At 58.2% G+C, this 26517-nt stretch carries 22 protein-coding genes and 4 tRNA genes; 15 read left to right on the forward strand and 11 right to left on the reverse strand.

The window, feature by feature from the left end; genetic code table 11:
* Positions 1-757: 757 nt before the first annotated feature.
* A complete protein-coding gene (locus tag EK23_RS22065) occupies positions 758-6394 on the forward strand; it encodes a PAS domain S-box protein (RefSeq protein ID WP_145998725.1) in 5637 nt (1878 codons plus the stop codon).
* 79 nt (positions 6395-6473) lie between these two features.
* Here EK23_RS22065 and EK23_RS17960 read toward each other — a convergent pair whose 3' ends face one another.
* The 5 genes from EK23_RS17960 to EK23_RS17975 form a co-directional block, all read right to left on the reverse strand.
* Positions 6474-6983, reverse strand: a complete 510-nt coding sequence (locus EK23_RS17960) for a lysozyme family protein (RefSeq protein ID WP_045226783.1) — start codon at positions 6981-6983, stop codon at positions 6474-6476.
* Positions 6984-7627: 644 nt separating this feature from the next.
* Positions 7628-7879 carry a hypothetical protein gene (locus EK23_RS23420; RefSeq protein ID WP_145998726.1) on the reverse strand — a complete coding sequence of 84 codons (252 nt, stop codon included), beginning with the start codon at positions 7877-7879 and terminating at the stop codon, positions 7628-7630.
* A 314-nt stretch (positions 7880-8193) separates the two neighbouring features.
* A complete protein-coding gene (locus EK23_RS17965; protein ID WP_045226784.1) occupies positions 8194-9018 on the reverse strand; it encodes a class I SAM-dependent methyltransferase in 825 nt (274 codons plus the stop codon).
* The gene (locus tag EK23_RS17970) at positions 9011-9451 is read right to left on the reverse strand and encodes a MerR family DNA-binding protein (protein ID WP_438941143.1); all 441 of its coding nucleotides are present in this window, start codon (positions 9449-9451) and stop codon (positions 9011-9013) included. Before EK23_RS17970 ends, EK23_RS17965 begins: the two co-directional genes overlap by 8 nt.
* Before the next feature lie 46 nt (positions 9452-9497).
* The gene (locus tag EK23_RS17975; RefSeq protein ID WP_045226785.1) at positions 9498-9977 is read right to left on the reverse strand and encodes a DUF4396 domain-containing protein; all 480 of its coding nucleotides are present in this window, start codon (positions 9975-9977) and stop codon (positions 9498-9500) included.
* A 1056-nt stretch (positions 9978-11033) separates the two neighbouring features.
* Between EK23_RS17975 and EK23_RS17985 the strand changes: the two genes are divergently transcribed.
* The 9 genes from EK23_RS17985 to EK23_RS18025 all read left to right on the forward strand — a co-directional run bounded on the left by EK23_RS17985 (position 11034) and on the right by EK23_RS18025 (position 21017).
* Positions 11034-12515, forward strand: coding sequence for an efflux RND transporter periplasmic adaptor subunit (locus EK23_RS17985; RefSeq protein ID WP_045226787.1), 1482 nt, complete (start codon positions 11034-11036; stop codon positions 12513-12515).
* A 1-nt stretch (position 12516) separates the two neighbouring features.
* Entirely contained in the window at positions 12517-15639 is a 3123-nt protein-coding gene (locus tag EK23_RS17990; RefSeq protein WP_045226788.1) for an efflux RND transporter permease subunit, read from the forward strand.
* 82 nt (positions 15640-15721) lie between these two features.
* Positions 15722-16060 carry a hypothetical protein gene (locus EK23_RS17995; RefSeq protein WP_045226789.1) on the forward strand — a complete coding sequence of 113 codons (339 nt, stop codon included), beginning with the start codon at positions 15722-15724 and terminating at the stop codon, positions 16058-16060.
* 222 nt (positions 16061-16282) lie between these two features.
* The gene (locus tag EK23_RS18000; RefSeq protein WP_045226790.1) at positions 16283-16717 is read left to right on the forward strand and encodes a hypothetical protein; all 435 of its coding nucleotides are present in this window, start codon (positions 16283-16285) and stop codon (positions 16715-16717) included.
* A gap of 3 nt (positions 16718-16720) precedes the next feature.
* Positions 16721-17143, forward strand: coding sequence for a cation-transporting P-type ATPase (locus EK23_RS23425; protein WP_145998727.1), 423 nt, complete (start codon positions 16721-16723; stop codon positions 17141-17143).
* Between the two features lie 64 nt (positions 17144-17207).
* Positions 17208-18386, forward strand: a complete 1179-nt coding sequence (locus EK23_RS18010; protein ID WP_438941144.1) for a TolC family protein — start codon at positions 17208-17210, stop codon at positions 18384-18386.
* 486 nt (positions 18387-18872) lie between these two features.
* Positions 18873-19388, forward strand: a complete 516-nt coding sequence (locus EK23_RS18015; RefSeq protein WP_158002542.1) for a hypothetical protein — start codon at positions 18873-18875, stop codon at positions 19386-19388.
* Positions 19389-19467: 79 nt separating this feature from the next.
* Positions 19468-20439 carry a DUF6635 family protein gene (locus tag EK23_RS18020; protein ID WP_045226794.1) on the forward strand — a complete coding sequence of 324 codons (972 nt, stop codon included), beginning with the start codon at positions 19468-19470 and terminating at the stop codon, positions 20437-20439.
* Between the two features lie 143 nt (positions 20440-20582).
* Positions 20583-21017 carry a MarR family winged helix-turn-helix transcriptional regulator gene (locus EK23_RS18025; RefSeq protein WP_045226795.1) on the forward strand — a complete coding sequence of 145 codons (435 nt, stop codon included), beginning with the start codon at positions 20583-20585 and terminating at the stop codon, positions 21015-21017.
* A gap of 246 nt (positions 21018-21263) precedes the next feature.
* Here EK23_RS18025 and EK23_RS18030 read toward each other — a convergent pair.
* The 4 genes from EK23_RS18030 to EK23_RS18045 form a co-directional block, all read right to left on the reverse strand.
* Positions 21264-21339, reverse strand: a tRNA-Lys gene (locus tag EK23_RS18030).
* Between the two features lie 12 nt (positions 21340-21351).
* Positions 21352-21427 (reverse strand) — tRNA-His (locus EK23_RS18035).
* Positions 21428-21447: 20 nt separating this feature from the next.
* Positions 21448-21524, reverse strand: a tRNA-Arg gene (locus EK23_RS18040).
* A gap of 5 nt (positions 21525-21529) precedes the next feature.
* A tRNA-Pro gene (locus EK23_RS18045) sits at positions 21530-21606 on the reverse strand.
* Positions 21607-21860: 254 nt separating this feature from the next.
* Between EK23_RS18045 and EK23_RS22740 the strand changes: the two genes are divergently transcribed.
* From EK23_RS22740 to EK23_RS18055, 3 genes are read left to right on the forward strand one after another with little or no spacing between them, the layout of a single operon-like run.
* Positions 21861-22157: a PilZ domain-containing protein gene (locus EK23_RS22740; RefSeq protein ID WP_082054327.1), complete on the forward strand. Its 297-nt coding sequence runs from the start codon at positions 21861-21863 to the stop codon at positions 22155-22157.
* Between the two features lie 27 nt (positions 22158-22184).
* On the forward strand, positions 22185-22598 hold the full coding sequence (locus EK23_RS18050) for a 6-pyruvoyl trahydropterin synthase family protein (RefSeq protein WP_045226796.1): 414 nt from the start codon (positions 22185-22187) through the stop codon (positions 22596-22598).
* Positions 22599-22615: 17 nt separating this feature from the next.
* A complete protein-coding gene (locus EK23_RS18055; protein WP_045226797.1) occupies positions 22616-23083 on the forward strand; it encodes a DUF1249 domain-containing protein in 468 nt (155 codons plus the stop codon).
* A gap of 38 nt (positions 23084-23121) precedes the next feature.
* Here the strand turns inward: EK23_RS18055 and EK23_RS18060 are convergent, their stop codons facing one another.
* Together EK23_RS18060 and purE are read right to left on the reverse strand one after the other, a co-directional pair.
* Positions 23122-24258 carry a 5-(carboxyamino)imidazole ribonucleotide synthase gene (locus tag EK23_RS18060; RefSeq protein ID WP_045226798.1) on the reverse strand — a complete coding sequence of 379 codons (1137 nt, stop codon included), beginning with the start codon at positions 24256-24258 and terminating at the stop codon, positions 23122-23124.
* Positions 24258-24746, reverse strand: a complete 489-nt coding sequence (gene purE / locus EK23_RS18065; RefSeq protein WP_327037068.1) for a 5-(carboxyamino)imidazole ribonucleotide mutase — start codon at positions 24744-24746, stop codon at positions 24258-24260. The genes EK23_RS18060 and purE overlap by 1 nt, the downstream gene beginning before the upstream one ends.
* Positions 24747-24853: 107 nt before the next feature.
* Here purE and EK23_RS18070 point away from each other — a divergent pair, with 107 nt between their 5' ends.
* Positions 24854-25660 (forward strand): hypothetical protein, encoded by an 807-nt coding sequence (locus EK23_RS18070; protein ID WP_052808323.1) that lies wholly within the window; start codon positions 24854-24856, stop codon positions 25658-25660.
* Between the two features lie 52 nt (positions 25661-25712).
* Positions 25713-26507: a bifunctional 2-polyprenyl-6-hydroxyphenol methylase/3-demethylubiquinol 3-O-methyltransferase UbiG gene (gene ubiG, locus EK23_RS18075; protein WP_200892186.1), complete on the forward strand. Its 795-nt coding sequence runs from the start codon at positions 25713-25715 to the stop codon at positions 26505-26507.
* The last annotated feature ends 10 nt before the right edge of the window (positions 26508-26517 follow it).

Raw genomic sequence — 26517 nt, forward strand, 5'->3', positions numbered from 1 at the left:
CTGCCCGCGCCGTTAAGGGACGGCGCTGTCACGCCACCAAGCCAGAATCATGGGCGCTAGGGGCGCGAATAACTATCCCGATAATGCCGTAGGTATTAGCTCGTAAAGGAAACACCGATCGAGCAGGAAGCTGTCTCTGGGCTGACCGACACACGAATTGGACTAAGGAACGTTTGCTCTGACTGAACGCTGGGTACCAAAGCGCCCCGAAAAAGTGACGCTCAGGGGCTGATTTCGATCTCTCGGAAATTACGCATTTGAACGTCCGCGCTGTTACGTGATAATGAACGTCGCGCAGGCGACGTTTTTGATTGCCTTGCGTTTGGCTAGAGGCCTATGACTACAACGCTTCCTGCAAAAAAAGCATCTTTCACAGTCGCTCTGTGATGGAATTGGTCCAAACACCGCGATAGATGATTAGTTTGATGCTTTTGCGGAAGGCTTTCAGCGGCAGCACTGCCGGAATTGGCCTTGTCTCCCTTCGTTGTGACGTGGCAGCCTGAACTCAGACCCGAAGACACGTACGAGTTAGTGCCAAAGCCAACACCTATTTCCTGAGGCGCGCCATCCTAACCGCTCTGAGCACCGGCACTGCCCAGTGGCGATTGACCTGACCGGTCTGAAAGTTACGCAAACCCGGCTTGGTCTCGAATCACAACAGAAGATCGGGGCAATCCAATAAATCGACGGCTGTGTTAGCAGTGAGCCGCCTTTTTCTGTTAGTTCGATACGGGCTCTGGGACGCAGGCATTCGGTCGTGGAAAACGGCCTGATCGATTTACATCCTTTTCGGGGGCTGCCTTCTTCAGACGTAAACAATTTCCCGTTTGCACCAAAACTCGCACTCGCCCTAAGGCCATTTCACATTAAAAGTCTCACCTCAATGGCCGAAGCCGCATCCCATTCTCCCTTTTCGCAACAGATCGCGGTTCATCTCATCAGCCTACTCGTGATTGTTGCAGGAGGACTGGTTTTTCTCCTCAGGATTTTGAATCTCCCTTTAAGTGATATTTTACCAGCGGCTCAGACGATGCCCGCCAATGCCGCCCTAGGCTTCATAGTCGCGGGACTGGGTTTGTGGCTATTAATTGATCGCTCACACCAGGTGCAAGATTCATTAACCGGAAACAGAGGGAGCATGTTATGTGCAATTTTCCTGTTAGCGCTCGGCCTTGTAACACTTGCTGAGTATCTCTTTGGCCTTTATTTACAGATTGACAGCCTTTTTATGGCGGACACGTACGGGTCCGTCACCTCACCCACCCGCATGGCGCCAATGAGTGTGGTGTGTTTCCTCATTCTGGGCGTGCTCATTATTCTCAGACGATGGCGACCGCACACTCAGCACCTCATCCAATTTTTTTCGGTCTGCCTTTTGGGCATTTCCGGCTTGGCCATTTTAGGATGTCTTTATTATCCAGAATCCATTTGGCTGCTTCCACCCTACTCTTCCATGGCGCCACTGACAGCCACGCTGTTTATCCTACTGGCCTTTGGTATCCTTATCATCCAATGTTCTTTCTCCACGATAACCCTGGGCTATGGGCTGGCCTTGGTCGGAGTCGGATTAGCATTCAAATTGTATTTACTTGTTAAAGCTTGGTACGGCCTCAGTTTAGCCCCCTTTGTTTCATTTTATTCCATTATTATTTTTACCAGCTTATTGGCCGGGCCAGGGCCCGGACTGTTTTCTGTCGCTCTGGCTGCTTTGGTTGTGTCCATTTGGGTCTATGAACCCGTTGGTGTGATGGAGGTAGAGTCACCCTCCAATCAGATCGCCTTGATACTATTCAGCGTCAATGGACTGCTAATCAATTTAATTACTCATCTTTATCATCGTCATCGCCAAAAAGCCCAGGCTTTGGAACGCAATCTAGCCGGGGCGGCATTGCTCGAGAGTGAAGGACGCTTAAGGGCTTTCACCACAGCCACTTTCGATATCGTCTACCGCATGAGCGCCGACTGGAGCGAGATGCGGCAACTTCACGGACGGGAGTTCATCGCCGATACCCTGACACCTAGCCGAACCTGGGTCGATACCTATATCCATCCCGATGATCAGCGGGAAGTGTTGGCCACGATTGAGCAGGCGATTCAAACCAAAGACCAATTCGAGTTGGAGCATCGCGTCATAAAGGTTGATGGCAGTATCGGTTGGACGCATTCACGCGCGGTTCCGATACTGGATGACCGCGGCGAAATCGTCGAGTGGTTCGGCGCTGCCAGCGATGTAACGCGGCAGAAACAGGCCGAGGCAGCCTTACGTGCAAGTGAACGCCGATTCCGTGCCATTTTCAATCATCAGTTCCAATACAGCGGCCTATTGTCACCCGACCTGCGCATCGTCGAAATCAGCAATTCCATTCTTCACGGCACCGGCTTCACGCCAGAAGAAGTCACCGGCATGTTCTTCCTGGATGCACCTTGGTGGCGTGATCTCCCGGACACGGTGGCGCAATGGCAGCGCCTTATCAAAAAGGCGAGGGGCCAAACCGGGCCATGTCAGGACGAAGCCAGTTACTTGACCCGGGATGGGACCCTGCGCCATGGCCTAAACACGGTAACGGCACTGCGCGACGAGCAGGGAAATCTGGAATTTCTCCTGGCCGAAGGCATTGACATCACCGAGCGCAAACAGGCGGAGCAAAAATCTGCATCAGATCTGACTGCCTTAATGCGGATGCAGGCATTGAGCCGACTCGTTGTTGAGGATTCGAATGCCGATTTGATGTGCAAGGAAATCCTGGATGCGGCTGTTTCCATCATGGGCAGCGATAAAGGCACGCTGCAGTTGTTGGAGGGTGATGAACTACGTATTGCTGCCCAGCTTGGCCATGACCGCGCCTTTCTGGATTTTTTCGCCAACGCTGAAAAGGTGGCATCGGTTTGTGGTGAAGCAATTCGCCAGGGCACCCGCATCCTGGTGCCGGATGTAGAAACGAGCCCCATTTTTAGCAACAGCCCGTCCTTGCGGATACTGCGCGCCGCCGGAGTCAGCGCGGTGCAATCCACTCCCCTGCGCACGCGGAAAGGTCGCTTGCTGGGCATTTTGACGACCCATTGGGCGCAACCGCATGCGCCGCGGGAGGAGGATTTGTGGCGGCTGGATCTGCTAGCCCGTCAGGCTGCCGATTTTATTGAGCAGCGGCTAAACGAGGAGGAACTGCGCAGGCAGGAACAGCGCATCAACGAAGAACTCGCGGCCATGAAACGGCTCCATGAGTTGGCCGTTATGGCGATTACAGAAAGGGACGCCAAGCCACTGCTTGAAAAAATCGTCGAGGTCGCGATTGAGATTGCCGGCGCTGATTTTGGCAACATCCAGATCCTGGATCCTCAGTCGCATAGCCTACGCATCGCAGCACAACGAAACTTTCCGGATTGGTGGCTCGCTTATTGGGATTCCGTTTTTGCCGAAAGCGCATGCGTTTGCGGACAGGCGTTAGCCCGGAAGGAGCGCATCATCGTGGAGGACGTGGAAAAGAGTCCCTTGTTTGTAGGCACGCCGGGCCTCCAGGTCCAACTCGACGCTGGCGTGCGTGCCGTGCAATCAACCCCGTTGCTGTCCCGATCCGGCCAACCGCTCGGTATGTTTTCCACCCATTACCGCACGCCGCAGCGACCTAGTGATCGGGCGCTTCGCTTGATGGATCTGCTGGCGCGCCAGGCCGCCGATTGCATCGAACAGAAATACAGCGAAATGGTCCTGCGGGCCAGTGAAGAAAAATATCGCCAGCTGTTTGATCACATGACGGAAGGGTTCGGCCTGCATGAGATCATCCTCGATGGCGAAGGTAAGCCCTGCGATTGGCGGTTCGTCGAACTTAATGCGGCCTGGGAAAGCCAGACGGGTATCCCGCGCGAAACCGCCATTGGCAAGACCATGCGGCAGGTCTGGCCGGATCTGGATGCCCATTGGCTTGAGACCTTCGGCCAAGTTGCTCTCACCGGCCAACCGGTACGCTACGAGAACTACAACGCGTCTTTGCAGCGCTGGTTTGAAACCTTTGCCTTTTCTACGGTGCCGAACTTCTTCGCTCTGATCTTCGTCGACATCACGGCACGGAAGCTGGCCGAGGAAAATTTGCGCCGCTCCGAGGAGCGCTATCGTCTCCTGCATGAAAACAGCCGCGATGCCTTTGTGCAGGTCGCCATGGACGGGCACATCCTGGAATGCAACGAGTTGTATTGCCAACTGCTTGGATATACCCGCGCCGAACTCGAGGCGCTGACTTATATAGACCTGACCCCCAGCCGCTGGCATGCCATGGAGTCAGCCATAGTCGAACAGCAGATTATCGTGCGCGGTTATTCCGAAATTTACGAAAAGGAATACCGGCGCAAGGACGGAACCACTGTCCCGGTTGAATTGCGCACTGTCCTCATTACCGATGCCGATAACCAGCCCGCGTCCATGTGGGCAACCATACGGGAAATCACAGAGCGAAAACAGGCTGAGGCCGCGCTGGAGCAGAGCAGAAATGATCTCGATCGCGCCCAGCAGGTCGGAAAGATCGGCTCCTGGCGACTCGATGTGCGCCAGAATGTTCTGTCCTGGTCGGACGAGAACTACCAGATTTTCGGTGTGCAAAAAGGAACACCGTTGAGCTACGACAGTTTTCTGTCGTTGGTGCATCCTGACGATCGCTCTTATGTGGATAGTGAATGGCAGGCGGGCTTGCACGGCAAGCCTTACGACATCGAACACCGCATTGTCGCCGGCGGCGACATCAAATGGGTGAGGGAAAGAGCCTATTTAGAGTGCGAGGAGACGGGACCATTGATAGGTGGGTTCGGCATCACGCAGGACATTACCGACCGTAAGCTGGCGGAGCTGTCTCTGAGGGAGAGCCGCCAGCAGCTCGCCCTGGCGCTTGAAGCCGGCCAACTTGGTTTCTGGGATTGGGATATTCCCAGCGGGCGAGTGCAGTTCGGCGGTAACTGGGCAGCCATGCTGGGCTATGAACCCAGTGAAGTTGAACCCCATGTCCGAGCCTGGGAAAAGCTGATTCATCCGGATGAAAAAGACGCGGTCATGGCGACGCTGAGCGACCATCTCGAAGGCCGCACACCCATTTACGATTGTGAGCATCGCCTGCGCCACAAAGACGGTAGCTGGCGTTGGATTCTGGACCGCGGGCAGGTGGTCGCCAGAGATTCCGAGGGTCGACCGCTACGTGCGATCGGAACCCATTCCGACGTGACAGCGCGCCGCGAGGCCCAAATTGCTCTTCAGGAAGCAGACCGCCGCAAGAATGAATTCCTGGCGATGCTCGGCCACGAACTGCGTAACCCGCTGACGCCGATTAACAACATTGCGCAAGCGCTGGGTACCCTGCCGCTCACCGAAGCGGCGGTTGCCAAGGCTTCTGAAGTGCTTGCCCGCAATGTCGACCATATCACCCACCTGGTCGATGATTTGCTCGATGTCTCGCGGATCACTCGGGGCCTGGTGACCATTGAGCGGCATTCTGTTGAGCTTAACTCGCTGATTGAGCAGCTCGCCGAACCAATCAAGCCTTCTTTTGACGGCAAACAACAAACCCTCGCCCTCCATCTGACTCCCCAGCCCATCAATTTGGGGGGCGACCCGGTTCGCCTTACCCAGGTGTTCAGCAACCTGCTCATCAACGCGAACAAGTACACGGGTAAAGGCGGGCATATCGATCTGAGAACTGAACTGGAGGCGGGGTGGGTCATTGTCCGCATACAGGATGACGGTATTGGTATCGAGCCCGAGTTGCTTCCCCAAGTTTTCGAACTCTTTACCCAGGGGAAACGGTCTCTCGCCCGATCTGACGGCGGTTTGGGAATCGGACTTACCCTGGTCAAAAAGCTGGTTGAGTTGCATGGCGGCGAAATCACGGCATCCAGCGCGGGCGCAAACCAGGGATCCCTGTTCGTGGTCAGGCTGCCCTTGAACCCTGCGGCTTCCGTAGGTGCAGAACCTACTTTTCCCACTGAAAGAAAACGTGAGACAGAACAGCCGCTGCGGATACTGATGATCGATGACAATCAGGATATTCTCGACAGCATGTCGTTTTTGCTGGAGTTGCAGGGCCACCTGTTAAAGACGGCAAACAATGGGATGCAGGGCCTTGCGATCGCTCAAAGCTTTATGCCGGATCTGATCTTCCTTGATATTGGGCTGCCTGAAATGGACGGTTACCAGGTTGCCAAGAAATTACGAGAGCAACCAGGTGGCCACGACGTGAGGATAGTAGCCATGAGCGGCTACAGCCCGGGCCCGGGGGACTCTGGAACCGACAAGCCCCTATTTAACCAGTATCTGCTGAAGCCTTCGAAACTGAGCGAACTGCAGGAGCTTATCGCAGACTTCCAGCGCGCCAAACAAGGAATACCGCACGCGCCGACAGCCGAGTCGCCACCCTGAAGGAGAAATCTGTCAGCGAAAACACGACAGCGCCTGCCTCCCTCCAGCAATGGAGCAGGCTGCCGATCCGGACAACAGCTCAGGGAAATGCCGGAATCGTCGGATCGGTGCCCTCGAATTTGACCTCCGGATGCAGTTGGCTCACCCGTCGATGAATCTCATCGACCCTGTCTCGCCGCACATCGACCATCAACAAGATTTCGCCGCGCTCGATGGCCTCCTCGTACGCAGTCAAGCGGGAATTCCCCACGCTCAACCCGACCATCCCCGCGATCCAAACGCCTGTGGTAGCGCCTGCCAGGGCGCCAGCCAAGATAATCGCTCCCCCACCAAGGATAGGCCCAGCAGGCGTCGCCAGTGCAACCAAACCCGCGAGTGTTCCAGCTATGCCGCCAACGGCCAATCCCCGCTCCATGGCGGGTACAAAATCCGTCTTTTGCAGGAAACTGGCCTCTGGGAGCGTTCCCAAAGGGGTGTCACGTTTCGCCAGAACGTGCAGGCGCCGCTCCTCCACCCGCGCTAGCAAGAGCTCATTAACGATCAAAGTGGTCACTTCAAGGTTCGGTACTAAAAAATAGATGCGCTTCATGCCTGATCTCCGGACCAAATGGGCGTCGATCCTGGCGCCATAAGCCGCTTGGAGAGCCAGGCGATTTGAACATTACGAGGCCTGAATCCGGCAAGGCGTTTGCGAAGTTAGCCCGACCCCAACGGCGGTAAAATACAGGCGGGTGCTGGGCTCATCCGCCGTATAAGGGCTTCAGTCGGCCCTAGGCAGGCCAAATGAAGGAATGTAACTTTGTCCCCGCGCATCATCGCCACCGAGTGCCCTGAGTGACGACCCAAAGCGGAACTTCTTTCGCAGAACGCGCAAAAGATGATGGCTCAGTCCATAAGCGAATGCGGCAACGTCAACCCGTAATTGTCAGAGCAAACCGGCAAACATCAGCAATTTCGATCTCGAATCGAGGAAGACCGACGAGAAGACCCTAGTTCAAACCTACGGTTTGGCCGATAGCACGGGACGGATTTACCCATGGACTGCTTGAATTGCAGGGTGCTGGTGCTTTGCCTTTCGCAAGTGCGTGCGCTGTCTCTGCCCGTTCACGGCACGCGAAAAAACTCTTGCCGATTTTCGGCTGTAGTCTACGAGGAAGATCATGTCGGCAATGCACGTTTTTGACCATTCCGATAAATCTTTAGGTGTTAGTGCCTATAGAAATTCGGGGCTGTCTAGCAGAAATCGCTGATCGCACAGATCTCGCGAGTTATCAGTGGACCAATTTCAGGACCGCAAATAATGGCAAGCGACTGACCGATTTGAGAGCTGACGTTTGATATTGGCTGGTGTCGGTCTGATTCGATGACAGATATGGCCGATAGGTCGGCGGCGAGATTGGGTTTAGCGACGACAGCAATGCAGAAATAAGCGACCATCCCGGCGCGGAATGCCCGTTGTGCACTCAGTGGCAGCCAGTCGCTCAACTTGGAATTCTCGGCGTCAGGTCGTCCATTACTGGCATCGAGACATTGCTCCCAATTTGGGCGAATGGCCGCTTTCTGGATGCCTTGCGAGCTGCTGGGATCAGCCTAGATCTGCCGGTAATTCAAACGCCTCTACGACCACTAACAAAGCATTGCCGCCGTCCCAGAGCACTGCGTCGCCATAGAATTTTTCGTCATCAATAGCATTTGGGCTCTGGCAGACCTGAAATTGCGGGCAATCTTCGGTGGCTTACGTCAGCCGTCCAAGGTGCACCAGTCTCGACCGCGTCAATCACTACTCACCGCGCGCCACCTCAGACATCCGACTTGGTGGCGATAGCATAGATCACGTTGGCTTCGATACCCGAAAGGCGGGAATCCCGGATATAGCGAAGATTAGCCTCACGCACACGCCCATGGGCGACGGCGTCTAAACGGTCGATGGTTCCCCGGTATCCAGAGCCCAAAAGGGTTGTCCACCAATCCTCGGGCGAATCGATAGCGTGAATGCCCGCTTGCTCCGATATGTCGGCGTCTTCGATCCCCACTTCCGCCAACATGGCCGCGAGGGAGTCTGGATGGCTGATCCGGTCCCAGGGGTTGAAGGATTTGTGCAGGTCGGGGGCCTCGCTTCGAATTGACTCCCAAAATACCCGATTGGCGGGCTCGAAGAAGTTGGGTCCCCATGTTGTCAGGGCGAGCTTCCCTCCCGGCTTAACGCGGTGCCAGAGTTCGCGCACCGCGCTTGGCATATCGGGCACGAAGAAAATCCCAAAGACGCATACCACGGCGTCGAAGGCAGCCTCCGGGAATTCCAGCGACATCATGTCGCCCAGCGTGAACTTGACCTGGTTCAGCCCCCGGCTCTCAGCTTTGCGCCAGGCCAGTTCCAAGAGGTTTTCCGCCAGGTCGATTCCAACGACTCGCCCCTCCCGACCGACGGCCTCTGCCGCAGGGATCGCTGAGGCTCCGCTTCCGCAGCAGACATCCAGCACGGATTGCCCGGGCTGAAGGCCCAAGCGCTCAATTGTCTCCCTGCCGAAACGATCCCAAAACGTGTTGGCGGGATGATCGAAAAGATCGGCGGCGGCGTTGTACGCGGCAGCCGCATTGGCTTTAGCGGTCTCCAAGCTATTCATGATGATTTCTCCTTCTGGGTGTGAGGGCATTCGCAATCGCCACGGTGCTTTGGGAATTGTGGCGAGACGAAGAGGTGACATCTCCCGCCAAAGCATCGAGGATCGGGCATTCAGGACGGTCATCGCCCTGACACCGATCAATCAACTGGTGCAGCGTGGCGGCCATAGCCCGAAGTTCCGCAATCTTGGCCTCAAGCGCCTTCAGATGCTCCAAGGCCAGAAGGCGGACCTCTCCCGCGGGGCGATCTCTGTCTGCCCAGAGCGATAGCAGTTGCTTGATTTCCGGGGTGGAAAACCCAGTGTCCCGCGCTTGCCGGATAAACCGGAGGGTGTGGATATCGTTTTCATCAAAGTCCCGATACCCGGACAGGGTGCGCCGTTGTCGGGACAACAGGCCGATGGCCTCATAGTGCCGGATCATTTTGCTGGAAATGCCCGAGCACGAGACGCTTCGCCGATGTTCATAGCGTTACCTGCTCTTAATGAGAGTGGCCATGGGCCAGAGCGTGTCCCCGGCCGCGGCCGATCAACCAGCGGTTCAGCGGGAATGCCGCCAACCCGGCCAAAAACAACGAGGCCAGCAAGCTGATCCAGAACATCGCCGTGTCCGGCGGGGCGTCCATCGCACCCGGGATCAGCAACATGGTTAGGTTGTCGACCAGTTCCATGACCGCAATGGAAGCGGTATCGGCGGCAAGGGCCGTACCCGCCGCCATGCGCCATCCCACCCCCGCATTCAGGAGGGGGATCAGCGTGAAGGCGTAGCCAGTCAGAAAGGCCAAGACGATCGCGAGGGCCACCGTGCCGAAGTTGCTCCATCCCAGCACGCTGCCAATTAAAAGGCCCAACACTTCGCCAATGGCGCAGCCGGACAAGCAATGCAGTGTCGCCTTCAAGGCCAGCAGGTTATTGAACGAAGCGGGACGCCCGGTCGACTGTGTGTGATGGTGGTGTTCCATATTCGGCTCCTCAAGAACAAATCACCGAGGGCCATCATGCTGCACCTTCCCATCGTGGCAAGGTCAAGCGGTTTTGAAAAATGATTTCGCTCTGCCTCGGGTTCTGGCGCTGGACAGTGCAGTTCCCAGTCGTCCTTTTCGACACGCTGCCCAATCAGCGACCTCAAGCTAAAGTGTAATCCGCGTACCGTGAAACTCGAGCGTGGGGAGCGATTACAACGGCAAGCAGAAATACGCATTAAACATTCATCCGTGATGTGCTATCGTCCGGCTAGTTATCCTTTGGTGACCCGCTAAGTCTGACTTTGTGCTGAACACATTACGTCTCCAAAGAAATCGCCCATACCTGCGTATGCTGGTGTTTGTGCAGCTGGTAAATCTGATTTCCGTGCTGGTATTTTCCACCTGCGCGATGCCGTCGATATGGCGTCACGCCTCGGTGGAAGCACAACCTCAGAGCTGCTCGGAAACCTCCAATCATTTCCATGCACACGGGGGGCACAGCCATTTCACTACGAAGGATTGTTCCTACAAGTCCTGTTTGGCCTTTCAACCCAATCCGGCGGCTGAATTCGCGTTTGATATCCCCAAAATCCCGGATGTCATTCTAAGCTTCATCTGGATGACGTTGGGATTGCTCCTCTATGCTCCAACCCAGCCCCCTCCACGTACCAACTCACCTCCCGATGGGCACCGGATTCCGCTGTTCCATCAGTTTTGTTCTCTGTTGATCTAGCGTTTTCTCCGAATTGCGAATCGCGCCGCTAACTGGCGCGTGAGGGTTGCTGCTTTTTGCAGCCCTTTTGCTTTTGCGTTCGAGGAGAATTCGATGTTTTGTGCTTTGCCCGCCTGGCCGGCATGTCATGCCGCGTTGGCTCCAATATCTGCCCCGTCGCCGGTCATCAAGCCTTTGATGTCTTTCGGACGAGTCATCCAACGCGTGTTTGTCGGCAAGCCTGGGCTTTATCCCTCAAAGGTTCGGGTCTACGCCGTTGCGATTTTCCAGCATTGGATACCGCAGCTCGGCTGGCTGTTCTTCGCCAAGAGCCCCATGACATGAACAAGTCCACGCTTCTTGCCCTGGTTGCCGCCGCTGCCTTGGGTGCCGCTGCCGATCATTGGTGGCCCGTCAAGCCGTCGGGAACCTCATCGTTGGGCAGCACAGCTGCCGTGCGGAAGCCCCTTTACTACCGCAATCCCATGAACCCAAGCGTGACCTCGTCGGCGCCCGCCAAGGATGAAATGGGGATGGACTATGTGCCGGTCTATGAGGAAGACCTGAATGGCGGCGCGGAGCAGCTACGAAAACTCCTGTACTACCGCAATCCCATGGGATTGGACGATACCTCGCCGATGCCAAAAAAGGACGCCATGGGCATGGATTACATCCCGGTCTTTGCGGATGAGGCCGGCAGCGAGGACAACAACCTGGTCAAGATCAGCTCTGACAAGATCCAAAAGCTCGGCGTACGCATGGCCGAGGTCAAAGAGGGCGACATCTCCCGTACCGTCCACGCGGTGGGGGTGATTGAAGCCGACGAGCGCAAGCTCTCCACCGTGGCTCTCAAATTTGACGCCTTCATCGAGAAGCTGTACGTCAACGCCACCGGGCAGCTGGTTTCAAAAGGCCAACCGCTGTTCGACCTCTATAGTCCGGACCTCCTCAGCGCCCAACGGGAATACCTCACCGCCAAGAACGGCCTGGCCATGCTCGCCAACAGCGAACCCTGGATGCAGGACAGCATCAAGGAGCTGGCCCAAAGCGGCCTGGAGAAGCTGCGCAACTGGGGTGTCTCGGAGACGGAAATTCGCAATCTGGAAAAACAAGGAAAGGCGCAACGAACGCTGGTCATCCGCTCGCCGGCTTCGGGCATCGTTATGGAAAAGACTGCCTTGGCCGGGATGCGGGCAGCGGCGGGGGATACCTTGTTCAAGATCGCCGATCTTTCCTCTGTCTGGGTCATCGCCGAGGTTTATGAGCAGGAAATTGGCCTGGTTTCTCCCGGACAGCCGGTGCGCGTCATGCTCGATGCCTATCCCGGCCGGCCGTTCGACGGCAAGGTCACTTTTATCTATCCCACCCTCAACGCCCAAACCCGCACGGTCAAGGTCAGGATAGAGCTGCCCAATCCCCAGGGACTGCTGAAGCCCATGATGTATGCCCATGTGGAAATGGTCACAGCGGCAAGGCAGGCCCTCGTGGTTCCGCGTTCGTCCGTGCTCGACGGCGGCAAGCAGACCTTGGTCCTGGTGGAGCGCGGTGAAGGGCGATTCGAGCCACGGCCGGTCAAGTTGGGCATGCGCGGTGATGACACCGTGGAGGTTTTGGAAGGAGTCCGCAGCAGCGAGAAGGTGGTGGTCGCCGCCAACTTTTTGATCGACGCCGAAAGCAATCTGCGCGCTGCCCTAAACAGTTTCGGTGCTCATGTCCTAGGGCCTGAAGCGTCGAAGCCTGAACCGCCGCCGGAACAAGGTGACAACGCGGCGTCCGGCAAATCATCGCCGGCCGCCGATCACGCCGGACACGATGGGATGTGACATGCTGGCCCGCTTGATCGAATGGTCCGCCAGAAACCCGTTTCTGATACTGCTGGGAACGCTGATCCTTGTGATTGCCGGCATCTTCGCCGTCATCGAAACGCCGCTGGATGCCTTGCCGGACCTATCCGATGCCCAGGTCATCATCTACACCGACTATTCCGGCCAGGCGCCCCAAGTGGTCGAGGATCAGGTCACCTACCCACTGACGACGTCCATGCTCAGCGTGCCGAAGTCAAAGGTGGTACGCGGCTATTCCTTCTTCGGTGCCTCGTTCGTTTATGTGATTTTCGAGGATGGTACCGACATCTATTGGGCCAGGTCGCGCGTGCTGGAATATCTCAACTTCGCCTCCAGCCGCCTCCCGCGCGGTGTCACACCCAGTCTCGGACCGGATGCCACCGGAGTCGGCTGGATTTACCAGTACGTGGTCCTTGGCGCGCAATATTCCCTGGCGGAGTTGCGCAGCATGCAGGACTGGTTTGTTCGCTACCAGCTCACCAAGGCCCATGGCGTCGCGGAAGTCGCCAGTGTCGGTGGCTTCGTCAAGCAATATCAAGTCATCGTCGATCCGCGCAAGCTGCAGAGCTACCGCATCCCGCTGGAAACGGTCGGCCGGGTGATCCGTGCCAGCAATCGCGATGTCGGCGGGAGGGTGGTGGAAATCACCGAGACCGAATACATGGTGCGCGGCAAGGGCTATCTGCGCGGCATCGACGACCTTGAAGAATTGGTGGTCAAAGCCGAGGGTGGCACGCCGGTCCTACTCAAGGATGTGGCCCGCATCGAATTGGGGCCGGACGAGCGCCGGGGTATCACCGAGTTGAACGGCGAAGGTGAAGCGGTGGCCGGCATCGCCATGGCCCGTTACGGGCAAAATGCCCTGGAGGTCATCCACAACCTGCAGGCCAAAATCAAGGAAATCGGTGCGGGCCTGCCGGCCAATGTCTCCATCGTCTCGGTCTACAACCGGGCCGAACTCATCCACCGCGCGATCGACAACCTGCGCGGCAAGCTGATCGAGGAAAACCTCGTCGTAGCCCTGGTCTGCGTCGTGTTCCTGTTCCATGTGCGCAGCGCCCTGGTGGCCATCGTCATGTTGCCTATCGCCATCCTGATGGCCTTCATCGTCATGCAGGCGCTGGGTATCAACTCCAACATCATGAGCCTGGGCGGTGTGGCCATCGCCATTGGCGCCATGGTGGATGCCGCCATCGTGATGATCGAGAACGCCCACAAACATCTGGAACGGGCAGCGCCGGGGGAAGACCGCCTGTCCATCATCATCCGAGCGGCGAAAGAAGTCGGGCCGGCCCTGTTCTTCAGCCTCCTGATCATCACCGTTTCCTTCCTGCCCGTCTTCGCCCTGGAGGAACAGGAAGGCCGGCTGTTCAAACCGCTGGCCTACACCAAGACCTTCGCCATGGGTGCTTCCGCGCTGTTATCGGTGACCCTGGTTCCGGTGTTGATGTTTTTGTTCATCCGCGGGCGCATCCTTCCCGAACACAGGAACCCCGTCAACCGCGTGCTGATCTGGCTATATCGCCCGGTGATCCAACTGGTCCTGCGCTGGAAAAAGTCGACAGTGCTCCTCGCCCTCATGACGCTGGCCGCGACCATTCAACCCGCCAGCCGTCTGGGCAGCGAGTTCATGCCGACGCTAAACGAGGGCACTTTACTGTATATGCCGACGACCCTACCGGGGCTTTCCGTCACCAAGGCAGCGGAACTGATGCAGACCCAGAACCGCATCATCAAAAGTTTCCCCGAAGTGGAATCGGTGTTTGGCAAGGCTGGGCGAGCCGCCACCGCTACCGACCCGGCGCCTCTGGAGATGTTCGAGACCATCGTCAACCTCAAGCCGGAGAGCCAATGGCGGCCCGGGATGACCACCGACACGCTGATCGCTGAGATGGACAAGGCGCTGCAGATCCCGGGCGTCAGCAACGCCTGGACCATGCCCATCAAGGCCCGCATCGACATGCTCTCCACCGGCATTCGCACGCCCATTGGCGTCAAGGTGTTCGGCAATGATCTGGACGAGATCGAACGGCTGGCGAAAGAGGTCGAAGCGACGGTCAAGAGCGTCCCCGGCACTAGCAGCGCCTATGCGGAACGGATTACGGGAGGCTACTACCTCACCATCGAGCCGGACCGGCTGGCCCTGGCGCGCTATGGTCTGAGCGTGGGCGATCTGCAGGACGTCATCGGAACCGCCTTGGGCGGCGAGACGGTGACAACCACCGTGGAAGGGCGGGAGCGCTACGGCGTCATTGTGCGCTATCCCCGTGAACTGCGCGACTCGCCCGATGCCATTGCCACCCAGGTGCTGGTGCCTGTTCCCTCCGGCGCCATGATCCCCATCGGGCAGTTGGCCAGCGTCGGACTGGGCAAGGGGCCGCCCGTCATCCGCACCGAGAACGCCTTGCTGTCCGCCTACATCTTCATCGACATCCGCGGCCGCGACATCGGTGGATATGTGGACGATGCCCGCCAGGCCGTGCAGGACCAGGTGAAATTTCCTCCCGGCTACTACGCCACCTGGAGCGGCCAGTTCGAGTACATGGAACGGGCCAAGGCCAAGCTGAAGATCGTGGTGCCCATGACCCTGGTAACCATCTTTCTGCTGCTCTACCTGAACTTCCAGCGCATCGCTGAAACCCTGATCGTCATGCTCTCGCTGCCCTTTGCCCTGGTGGGAGGCATCTGGTTGATGGTGTGGCTGGGTTACAACCTGAGTGTGGCGGTCATTATTGGGTTCATCGCCCTGGCCGGCGTGGCGGCGGAAACGGGCGTGGTCATGCTGATCTATTTAGACCATGCCCTGGAAAAATCCCGTTCGCTCGCGCAAGCGGAAGGACGCGAGTTGACCTTGGCCGGCCTCTACGCCGCCATACAGGAAGGGGCGGTTGAGCGGGTTCGGCCCAAGATGATGACCGTGGTGGCCATCATGGCGGGCCTGCTGCCCATTATGTGGGGTACGGGGACGGGATCCGAGGTGATGCGCCGCATCGCCGCGCCCATGGTGGGCGGCATGGTCTCGTCGACCCTACTCACGCTGATCGTGATTCCGGCGATCTATGCCCTGGTCAAGGGCCATTCCATTCAACCAACTCAACGCTAAACCAACCGTAGGAGGCTATCGACGGAAAACACTGCAGTCGCAAGATCCATCGGCCATTCAACCTACATCATCGAGGTGTGCCATGAACGACGTCACCAAAGTATTACTGATCGCTTCCTTATCCTTGGGGCTACTGGCAGGCTGCGCTCAGCCGAATCCCCATCCCATGGACATGACGGCGGCCATTCAGAATGCCAAAACGGCAACGGACCACAAGGCGCTGGCTGAACATTGCGAGGAGGCCGCCGAGGCCCAGGTGGAAGAGCACAAGAAGACCCTGGAGCAGTATAAGCAGCATAGCTACTTGTACGGAAAATCGGCTGAGACATTCGAGGAACACTGCGAGGCGCTCATCAACTCCTATGAAAAGGTGGCTAAGGCAAACCAGGAAATGGCGAAGATGCATCGACAAATGGCGTAAATGGCCAAGTAGTCGAAAGCACGGACCGGCGGCGTTATGAAGGGTTGTGGCATCGATAAAAGCGGCTTCTTCGCCGCTCTCCCCTTGTCGATGATCCAAGGCAACCCGACGCCGCCCAGGCTCTGGGATGGCCAAAACGTTACTCAGGGTTACGCCCCCGTGCTCATGTCCCATCGGTCACTCGTGCTAAGTCACCATTGAATTTCGAGTCCTGAGGGTTTCATGAACTGGATTGACGATTGGCTGAGTCTGCTTTTCGAACCCGCTTCAATCGCCTTATTGTCGGACCCGGCTTCTATGAAACGAGGCGTGCTCGCTGTGACATGCCTCATGCTGCTTTGGGGCCTCAATTGGTTGATCAATGGCGAGAGATCGGATAACGCGTTTGTACCAGAGGATGATTTGAATAGCCGTCAGACCGGAGATCCCGGCATAGCCAAAGTTTTGACAGTTAGGAAAATAGTTACCTTTGAACATTCCTTTGAGGTCACAGGCGAAGCTCGTCGGCCGATTGGGGGGTTTTTACGTGACGGGCGCGACCAGCGGGACGATCCAGTTCTGTTCGCGGTGCTGTGGGCAGCCGCAGCCTGCAACGACGCCGAACTCGTTGAAGGGCGCAAAGATGTCAATTTGCTTGGCGACCCCGTTGAGGGCTAACTCTTGGTCGCTGCGGCCAAATGGGGCATCCGGCGCGCGACCATCGATTTGGAGATGCCCAGGTTAGCCACATTTTCTTCTCGTGTGGACTCGACGAGGAAATCCGTCGCGCGTCACTGGGAAGATGAAGTTCGACTGTTCGTAACAGGACTGCCGCTGGCCGTTCTCCCACAATGCACCTTCATCCGGACGCAGAACGGAAGTCAACCGATGACCAGCGATCACCTGAGCGCCCTGATTCTGGCCAACATTGAAATGGCTGCCGAAGTCAACCATGTCCTAGCCATCGCTGAAAAGGTGCTGGACCACGTTCCCGAGCATGCACTGACGTCAATCGACCCGAGTGAACTTGAACGAAACCTGGTGTTTCTGGGGCTGATTGGACTGCAGGACTCATCCAAAGAAAGATTCGAAATACCCCGCTGAGATTGCGATGAGCCGGAGAACCCTCATGAAATTGGTACTGTTGTGGGCTAGTTTGGTTTGGTCTGTGCTGGGATGGCCTCAGGAAAGTGAACCAAGGGCGACATTGACAGCGTTGATTCGAGAAGCCCATGAACGCAATCCCGATATTCAGGCAGCTCGTCAGCGGTGGGAGTCCGGCAAGGCGGTAATCCCACAGGTGCAGACCTTGCCAGATCCCAAGGTTATTCTCGGATATAAAGACATGAATCCGAACCGGGAAGTAATGTACGGCATGAGTCAAGAAGTCCCGTTTCCGGGGAAGCTCCGGCTCAAGGGCGAAATCGCCACCCGCGATGCGGAACGGATGGAACAGGATTATAGAGCCATGCAGTTGGCGGTGATCGCGCAGCTCAAGGAGTCCTTCTACGACCTGCATTTCGTCCATGATTCCATCGACGTGTTGGGAAAGACCAAGCTGTTGCTGGAGGAGTTCGAGGACACCGCTGAGTCACGCTACTCGGTCGGACAGGCTGCCCAGCAGGATGTGTTTCGCGCGCAGACCGAGATTTCCCGGCTCCTGGCTCGGCTGGCGTCCCTGGAGCAGAAACGGCAGTCCCTCCATGCCGTCATCAATCGCATCCTAAACCGTCTTCCCAATGACCCGCTCGCCCCGCCCGGCGAAATCGAGTTCACCCCGCTGCACCATTCACCTGCAGAGCTGAACGCACTGGTAGATCAGTCCTCGCCTCTGCTCCATGGTCAACAAAAGACCCTGGAACGGGGCGATCAGTCCGTCGCTCTGGCCAAGCGAGAGTATTACCCGGACTTCGAATTGGATGCGCGCGGACTTCACGATAATGCCATGAACACTGATGGCTATCAGGTGATGCTCAACGTGAAGGTACCGCTGTACTTCGCCACCAAGCAACGGCAGGGCGTGAACGAGGCGGTCGCCGGGAGGGAGGCCTCGTTCCAGGACTTGCAGGCACTGCGGCAGGAACTCTTGTCTCGAATCAAGGACAACTTGGCCCAGGCCGAGCGGGCGGAAAAACTCGTGAAACTTCTGCGCGACGCCATTATTCCCCAATCGCGCCTGACCTTAACTTCGGCCCAGGGTAGTTACGCAGTGGGTAAAATTGACTTCTTGACCCTGCTCAATAGTCTGTTGACCCTGCAGGAAAACGAACTGGAATTCCACAGCGAGGTCGCCGAGCACGAGAAGGCCATCGCCCGGTTAGAAGGCATCGTCGGGGAGATACCTTGAGCGCGTAAGCCTGTGTCAATAGTGGTTCGCACGACCGCAACCGGCGCGTTCAACCGCGGAAACTTCCGCAAAGGCCGATTCCGCCGATTCGGGAGGATTTCCAGTTAGCTGTCACTCACGGAAATTGGATACCGGCCACGACTGACAGCAATGGCCGATGGTTCGGCGCCAAGCTACTGATCGGGAACGTCAGCAATGCAGACATCAGCGGCTGTCCCCGTGAGGACTTACCATGACCTGGCAGGCCCCCCGTCTCTTCGCGCCAACAGCTGAACGGTACCCCTGATAGGCGAGTACCGACCACGGAGCCGGCCTCAAATGCCCAGGTCCTATTCTTGATCCAGGATGAAGGTCGTGGCACCGGCAGAAACGTTCGCGGCCCTCGGGGGTCAAAGGCATGTGTGCAACACATTCAGCGCGGGTTGGCGCTGTTGCTTCATGCGCAATTCACGTCATCATTCACAGCAGCCGAGCCGGTGGCTGCTCGTGCCCATCCTGTTCACCCTCAGCAGCGGGACAAGTGACGGCGTGGACATGAGCCAGTGGGCCAGGCATCAACGGGTACACCGTGATTGGACATCGGTGGACTTCCGCGATCCCGACACGGGCTTGTTTCTGGCAGCCCGTGCCGGTACCGAAGACAAGCACGCTGGCGTGACGCTGACCCTCACCTCGACGCCGGTTCAAGGTTGCGCGCCGGACACGGTATTGATCAGGAAAACGGTGTCCCCCGTCGCATCCAACCGGGACGAAATCGCCCAGGTCACCGCTCGATTCGACAGCATGCCCGCACGACAGCTGTCCTCGCGCTATGTGACACAAATAGGGGACTGGTTCGTATTCGTGCAATTGATCGATGAGCTGCCCGTGGCTGCCCTGAGGAATTATCAGGTGCTCGCTGTCACCTTACCAGATGGGCATCCTGCCAGGTTCTCACTGGTGGGCTTCGATCACGCATGGGCTGAGGCCGAAAGCGTGTGCCGTGCATTTGTAACGCCTTGACGCCCGGCAAGCCGCGTCAGATTGGGCTTCCCTGAGGGCTAACCGCGGCGACAGCGACGGTCCCCGAAAACAAGCGCCTATGGAACAAGACGAAAGAAGACTTATCGAAGTGGCCGTCACGCGCGGTATTGCCACCTACGTGGCCAGCCGCACAGCGAAGATTCCGGAATTCGTGGAACAGCACTTTTCATTCCGGGGTGCCCTCGCACTGCAGCGGCGCAGCCTCCTCCATGACATCTACAAGGTGCCGGTCAATGCCGTGTGGGCGCTGCCTGCCTTCGCGGCTCACGGAATGGGTTACCTGTGCGAGAAGTTGGGTGCCGTGCAAGTCGGCGCGCGGCTTCGCAGGCTCCCCTCCGGCATGACGACCCGCTATCAGGAGGAAATCAACTGGGTCATCCAAACCGAACTGCTGGAACTGCCAGTCTCGCAAGGACCGCGCACCGCCACAAAAGACGCACTGCTCCAGCACATCCTCGAGGAACCGGAGGTGGCAGCCGTTTGCGCCGATTACCTGGCCGATATCGAGGCCCATAGTCAGAGTCCGGCTTTCCGTCAGGCGTTGGAAGCGAACCTCGCCGAGTACGGAAAAACCAGGCTCGCGGTTTCCGAGCTTGCAGGCAACCTCATCACCCTGGCAAGCGGCTATGCAGCGTTCCAGAAAGCCACGCCCGGCTTACTTTCCGCCAGCACAGCAACGGCAACCGCCCTCGCCCAGCAATTGGCGATCAACCAGTTCTGGCTTGGAAATACGCTAGGCGCCTGGTACTACGGTGTCTTTCCCGCCAGCGCGTCCGTCGGCCTTATCGCCGCGTCTACGGGAGCCCTGATGGTGGCGACCGGCATTCTGGTGACACTTTCGACCGTCGTGCTCGATCCCCTGCTGGCGAAAACGGGCCTTTACGGCAAACGGCTAGAGCGATTCCTGCACGCCTTAGGCGACAGCTGGAGCGGAAAAACCGACGACCCTTACCGGATCAAGGACCAGTATCTCGTCAGGGTCTTGGACTTACTCGATCTGCTGAAGCTGGCAGCGCGTGCGGTGGGTTAGAGTGGACGCAATGATGCGGGCACTTATAGTCTGACCTTGGCTTTTTGGCGGCGATTGAACCAGGAGATCCTTCAGTGTCACCCGAAATGGCACTTGACAGATAGATGTAATTGCATATACAAGCGCATGCGGGAGGAATCGACATGCCGGACTCATCGCTCACCATCGCGACTGACTGCATCGCCCGTCGCGTGCGCATGCTGAACCGGCGTGTGACCAACCTCTATGACGAAGGACTCCGACCGCTGGGTCTCAAGGTGAGCCAGGTCACAATCCTGGTGGCTGCCTGGAAGATGGGCACGGCGCGTCCCGCTGCGGTATGCGATGCCCTACAGATGGATGTCTCGACCCTGAGCCGGAATGTGGACCGCATGCGGGCGCGGGGTTGGCTGGAAACAATGCCGGACCCCGATGGCCGTGCGCAGCCCTTTGGCCTCACCGCGGAAGGTCGAGCGCTATTGGAGCAGGTCCTGCCGGTCTGGCAGGCGTGTCAGGCGAAAGCTCTCGCCCTTATGGGTCAAGACACGGTCGATCGACTCGATGAGGCGGTGCGGCGCCTGGTGGCTCAGGCACCGTAATTTTCGGGTCTTTTTATTTGTATATACATTTCCTGGAGGTCGCCCATGAAACTCGAGGAACATCCCACGGTTCGTCAGATTCGATCGCGACCGGCGGCCGCGCCTACCGGCGACATTGGTGGTATTAAGGAGGTTGTCGGTGTCGTAATTGCGTGTGATTAGGTCACGCAATTTTCACGCAAGCAGCTGTTGGAACAAAAATGGCCCGCAAAATTTGTCTGCAGACCATTGATTTCTAATTAAAAATGGTGGGCCATGTAGGGATCGAACCTACGACAAACGGATTAAGAGTCCGCTGCTCTACCAGCTGAGCTAATGGCCCTGAGAAACTAGATGGGGTGACCGATGGGGCTCGAACCCACGACAACCGGAATCACAATCCGGGACTCTACCAACTGAGCTACGGTCACCATGACGGTCATTTAAAGTATGGCGCGCTTGGCAGGACTCGAACCTGCGACCCTCGGCTTAGAAGGCCGATGCTCTATCCAGCTGAGCTACAAGCGCTTCTTTGGTCGGGGTAGAGGGATTCGAACCCCCGACATTCTGCTCCCAAAGCAGACGCGCTACCAGACTGCGCTATACCCCGGTCGAGCTACTGCTAGCGTCAAAACGCCAACCAACTTTGAATGCGCATTTTAGCGCCACACTTGGAAAGCGTCAATCATATCTTCGAGATGGCATCTACCTTTTGACACCGCGCGGAGCCCAGGACACGTCATGCCTCGACAGCCCCTCTTGCCGACTTGATGTTCTCACTCCGTAAGTGTCCTGCCTCAGCGGGATATGCGTTAAAATGTCTTCGCAACGACGGATTTCCCCGTGTTTTCCCCGATTGAGCTCATGTCTACTGATGATTCTCGAAGCTTCAGCCGCTTTCCTGTCAGGTGCAGGATCAACTGCAAGCTGCTAGACGATGACCAGGCTTTCGATGCGGTCTGCAGCAACCTGAGTGGATCTGGAATCCTTTTTCATACCGATCACCCGGTTGAAATCGGCAAGGCGATTGAAATCCATGTTGCACCAACGACTGGCCTTATTCCACCGTTCATGGCGTTCGTCGAGATAGTGCGTTGCAGTCCGATGCCCCGGGGGCAGTTTTTTGTGGCCGGCAGCATCAAAGGTATCAAGAGCAATTAGCGGCCATTGGCTGCCGTCACACTATCCATGTACGCCATCACCAAAGAAGTCTATTTCTGCTACGGTCACCGCCTGATGAAACACCCCGGCAAGTGCCGTAATCTCCACGGGCATAGCGTCAAGGCGGCCATATCGATCGCAGCGGAGGAGCTCAATGAACAGGGAATGGTTTGCGACTTTTCCGAGATCAGCGAGGCGGCAGCGGAATTCATCGAAGGCGAATTGGACCACAACTTCCTGTTGCACCGTGACGATCCCCTGGTTCCCATTCTGAAGGCAGCTGGCGAACGGTTTTTGGTACTTCCCGAACACCCGACCTCCGAGTATCTGGCCCAGATGATCCACGACTTCATGAAGAACAGGGGATTTGCCGTGCAAAGTGTGACGCTATGGGAAACCTCAAGTTCCTGCGCGACATATCATGAACCGACCCGGCTCTAGTCCTCCACGCTGAAGCAATGACCATCCTGAATCCTGTCAACAAATCCTACTGGCTGGCCAATCTGTGCGAGGCGAATTACCGCAAACTCATTGCGCTAATTCCCGAACTGACCTCGCTGCCAGCCACTGCCGCGCTCATGGCCGAAGGCAGGCCGGCCCTCCATCTGCGGCTCATCGAGCGGTGCCCCTACACCATGACCGTGGAATTGACCCACAGCTTCAACTGGGGATTCGAGGCTTCGTTGGAGCCGGCCGTTCAGATTCGGATTTACCTGGATGCGGGTGTCGCCGAGGTGCTCAGCGACCATGAGCGGCCTTTCGTGCTGGACGCACTGAGAGACCGAATCAGCCTAAAGGGTGTCCTGGACTACAAGTGGTCACTGAACTATTTCCTGTCTCAATGGCTGGACCATTGCTTGCAGAGCAGCTATAGCTTCTCGCTGGCTAGCCCCGATGAGGAGTGTCGCGCGCCTGCCACCTGCTGAGTCTGATGACGGACGGGTAACGGCACCAAGCGCCAAGCTCAGGGCTTTTGCAAAGCCTGCTTAAGCTCAAGCGCCTTGGATAGCGCCACTTCGACGCTCTCGCTCAGCACATTGAAGTGCCCCATCTTGCGCCCGATGCGTGCCGACTTCTTGCCATAAAGATGCAGGTGCACATCTGGTTGACTGAGCAGCCGATCCCAGGCCGGCTCGTCGTCCCGCCAGATATCCCCGAGCAGATTGACCATGACCACCGGACTCAGCAAGCGCGTCGCCCCCGGCGGCAAGCCGCATAGGGTCCTGACCTGCTGGCCGAACTGACTCACCAGTGAGGCATCCATGGTGTAGTGCCCGCTGTTGTGGGGGCGCGGGGCAATTTCATTGATGACCAGATCGCCCCCCTCCAGCACAAAGAACTCGACGGCAAGGACGCCCACATATTGCATCGCATCCGCCAAGCGCAGCGCCATTCGCCGCGCCTCGTCAGCAATTGCGTCGGAAACCCGCGCCGGTACGATGCTGATGTCGAGGATGCCCGACTCATGCCGGTTTTCCGCGACAGGAAAGCATGCGACCTGCTGCGGGCCGGAGCGGGCCACGATGACGGAAATCTCCGCAACCAGTTCCAACTGGCGCTCCAACACGCAAGGTTTGCCGCCAAGTTCTCCGAACGCTAGGCGCGCCTCATCGGCCGTAGCCACCCTGACCTGCCCTTTTCCGTCGTAACCCAGGCGCGCCAGCTTCAGGATACCGGGAAGATAGGCGCCCAATGCCTGATCGAGATCAGCCTCATCCTCGATAGCCAGAAACGGGGCGGTCTTGAGGCCAACGCCGGAAATGTAGGTCTTCTCCCGAATGCGGTCCTGGGCGATGGCCACGCTTTCTGCCGAGGGGCTGACGCGCAGGTGCTGCTCCAGATAGCGCATGCTGTCCGCCGGCACATTCTCGAACTCGGTGGTGACCGCCACGCAGGTTTCGGCCAGTTCCTTCAGGGCGGCCGCATCGTCATAACCCGCGCACAAATGCCGGTCCGCCAAGGAGCCTGCGGGACTTTCGCGGTCGGGATCGAGCACCGTCACCCGGTACCCCATGGAGCGGGCCGACATGGTGAACATGCGCCCCAATTGACCCCCGCCGAGTATGCCGAGCATGGCATTGGGTAGGAAATGCTTCGCCATCACGGCACCTCCGGCAGTTGCATGGCCAAGACCGAATCTGTCTGCCGACTGCGAAAGGCCGCCAGCCTGCCTTCCAGATCGGCGTCATGGCGGGCCAGCATGGCAGCGGCAAACAGGGCCGCATTCGCCGCGCCCGCCTCGCCAATGGCGAAGGTGGCCACCGGCACGCCCTTGGGCATCTGCACGATGGAGTAGAGGGAGTCAACACCCTTCAGGTATTTGGAAGGCACCGGCACGCCGAGCACCGGTACCAGGGTCTTGGCGGCGAGCATGCCTGGCAGGTGCGCGGCTCCGCCGGCTCCAGCGATAATGCAGCTCAGGCCTCGCTCGGCGGCGCTCTCGGCATACTGGTAAAGCAGGTCCGGTGTGCGATGGGCCGAAACGATGCGAGCCTCGTAGGGCACCGCCAAGTCCTCCAGATGGCGCGCGGCGTGCTGCATGACGTCCCAGTCGCTGTGGCTGCCCATGACGATTCCAACTTGAACCATGTTCGAATTCCAAGACATGACAAAATTAGGGCATTTTACCTGAACACGATGGCCACGCCTAAATGCCCCACGCGCCGCGGATGTCCTCAGCGGCTCCGATCCCCCTCATGCTGGCCGAACTGCTGATAGCGCTGCGCTGCCGGACAGCCAGCCACGCGGCCCGGCGGCTGGGCTATGCTCGGGAGATTGCCGCGATCGAGGTCCGCCACGCGCGGCTTGCCGATGCCTGGCGCAGTCACGTAAGCCAGACACGGTCCGCGTTGGCCCAGGCCGCCGAGTCGGCGCGCAACCCGGAAGGCATCGCCCTGATACTCGGTGCCGGCGTCATGCACGATCTGCCGCTGTCGGATTTCGAGCAGCATTTCTCCGAAACCTGGCTCGTGGACATCGCCTTCTCGCCGGCAACCTGGTCTGCCGCGCGGCGCTCGAAGGGCCGGCTGCGCTGCGTTCATTGCGACACGACCGGCATTGTGGATGCGATCGCGGAGCGACCTAGAGATCTGGTTGATCTGGTTATCGCGACGGGCCTGCCGCTTGCACCACCTGAGCGGCTCAGTTTCATCGCCTCTGTCAACTGTCTGACCCAGTTGCCGTTGTTGCCGGCCGCCTGGCTCTTGCGGCACGGCGTCGATGACGACAAGGCCGAACGCATCGCCGAGCGCCTGATGCTCGCCCATCTCGAACAGCTTGCAACGCCCGGGGTGCCTGCCTGTCTGATCAGCGAACGGGCAGACGCAAGAATGGCGCGCGACGCCCAATGCGTGGCACGCACCGATTACATGCCGCTGATTGCCCCGGCGCTGGCCGACCTTGGGGCCATCGAGCGTGCCCAATGGACCTGGCAGGTGCATCCGGCCGGCGAGTTGCCGCGCGGCGAGAGCGAGGCGCGCACGGTGAGCGTTTGGACTTTTTGAGTGACTTTAGGGCCAGGTATGGGCATCCTCGCGGACGCACGTTATTATCCCTATGTCCCCATTGAATCGCCCTGGAACGGGCTGCCTGCTCACCCGCATGATGAATCTGCACGCCAGCGTCGACCCTGAGGAAGTCGCCTTCTACGAAAAACTTGCCGACCTTTGGTGGAATCTGGAGGGACCCTTCTGGCCCCTGCACCGCATGAACGCCACCCGCGTAGGCTATATCCTCGACCACACCTGCCGTCATTTCGGCCTGGACAGCACGGCTCCCCTTCCACTGCAAGGCCTGCGCGTCCTGGACATCGGCTGTGGCGGCGGTATTCTCAGCGAAGCCATGGCGCGCCTGGGCGCGTCGGTGCACGGTGTCGACGTGGTGGGAAAGAATATTCGCGTGGCCAGCCTGCATGCCGCGCAGTCGGGCCTGGCGATCCACTATGAGGTCGCCAGCGCGGAGATGCTTGCCGGACGGGGCGAGCAATACGAGGTGGTGCTCAACATGGAAGTGGTGGAGCACGTGGCCGAACTGAGCCTGTTCCTGGATGCCTGTTGCCGCGTTGTGAGGCCCGGCGGACTCATGTTCGTGGCGACCATCAACCGCACCCTAGCATCCTGGCTGGGCGCCATCGTCATGGGGGAATACGTGCTCAGCTGGCTACCGCGCGGGACCCACCGCTGGCAACGCTTCCCGACGCCGCTGGAAGTGGAGAATCTGATGGCGACTCAGGACATGGATGTGGCCGACCGCTGCGGCGTCGCCGTCAATCCCCTCACCCGGCAATTCCACCTGGCCCGCTACATGGGGATCAATTATCTGCTCACCGCTCGCAAGCGCCCGATCTCCTGAGCTCGCGAAG

This window comes from Methyloterricola oryzae (assembly GCF_000934725.1).
Taxonomy (GTDB): Bacteria; Pseudomonadota; Gammaproteobacteria; order Methylococcales; family Methylococcaceae; genus Methyloterricola; species Methyloterricola oryzae.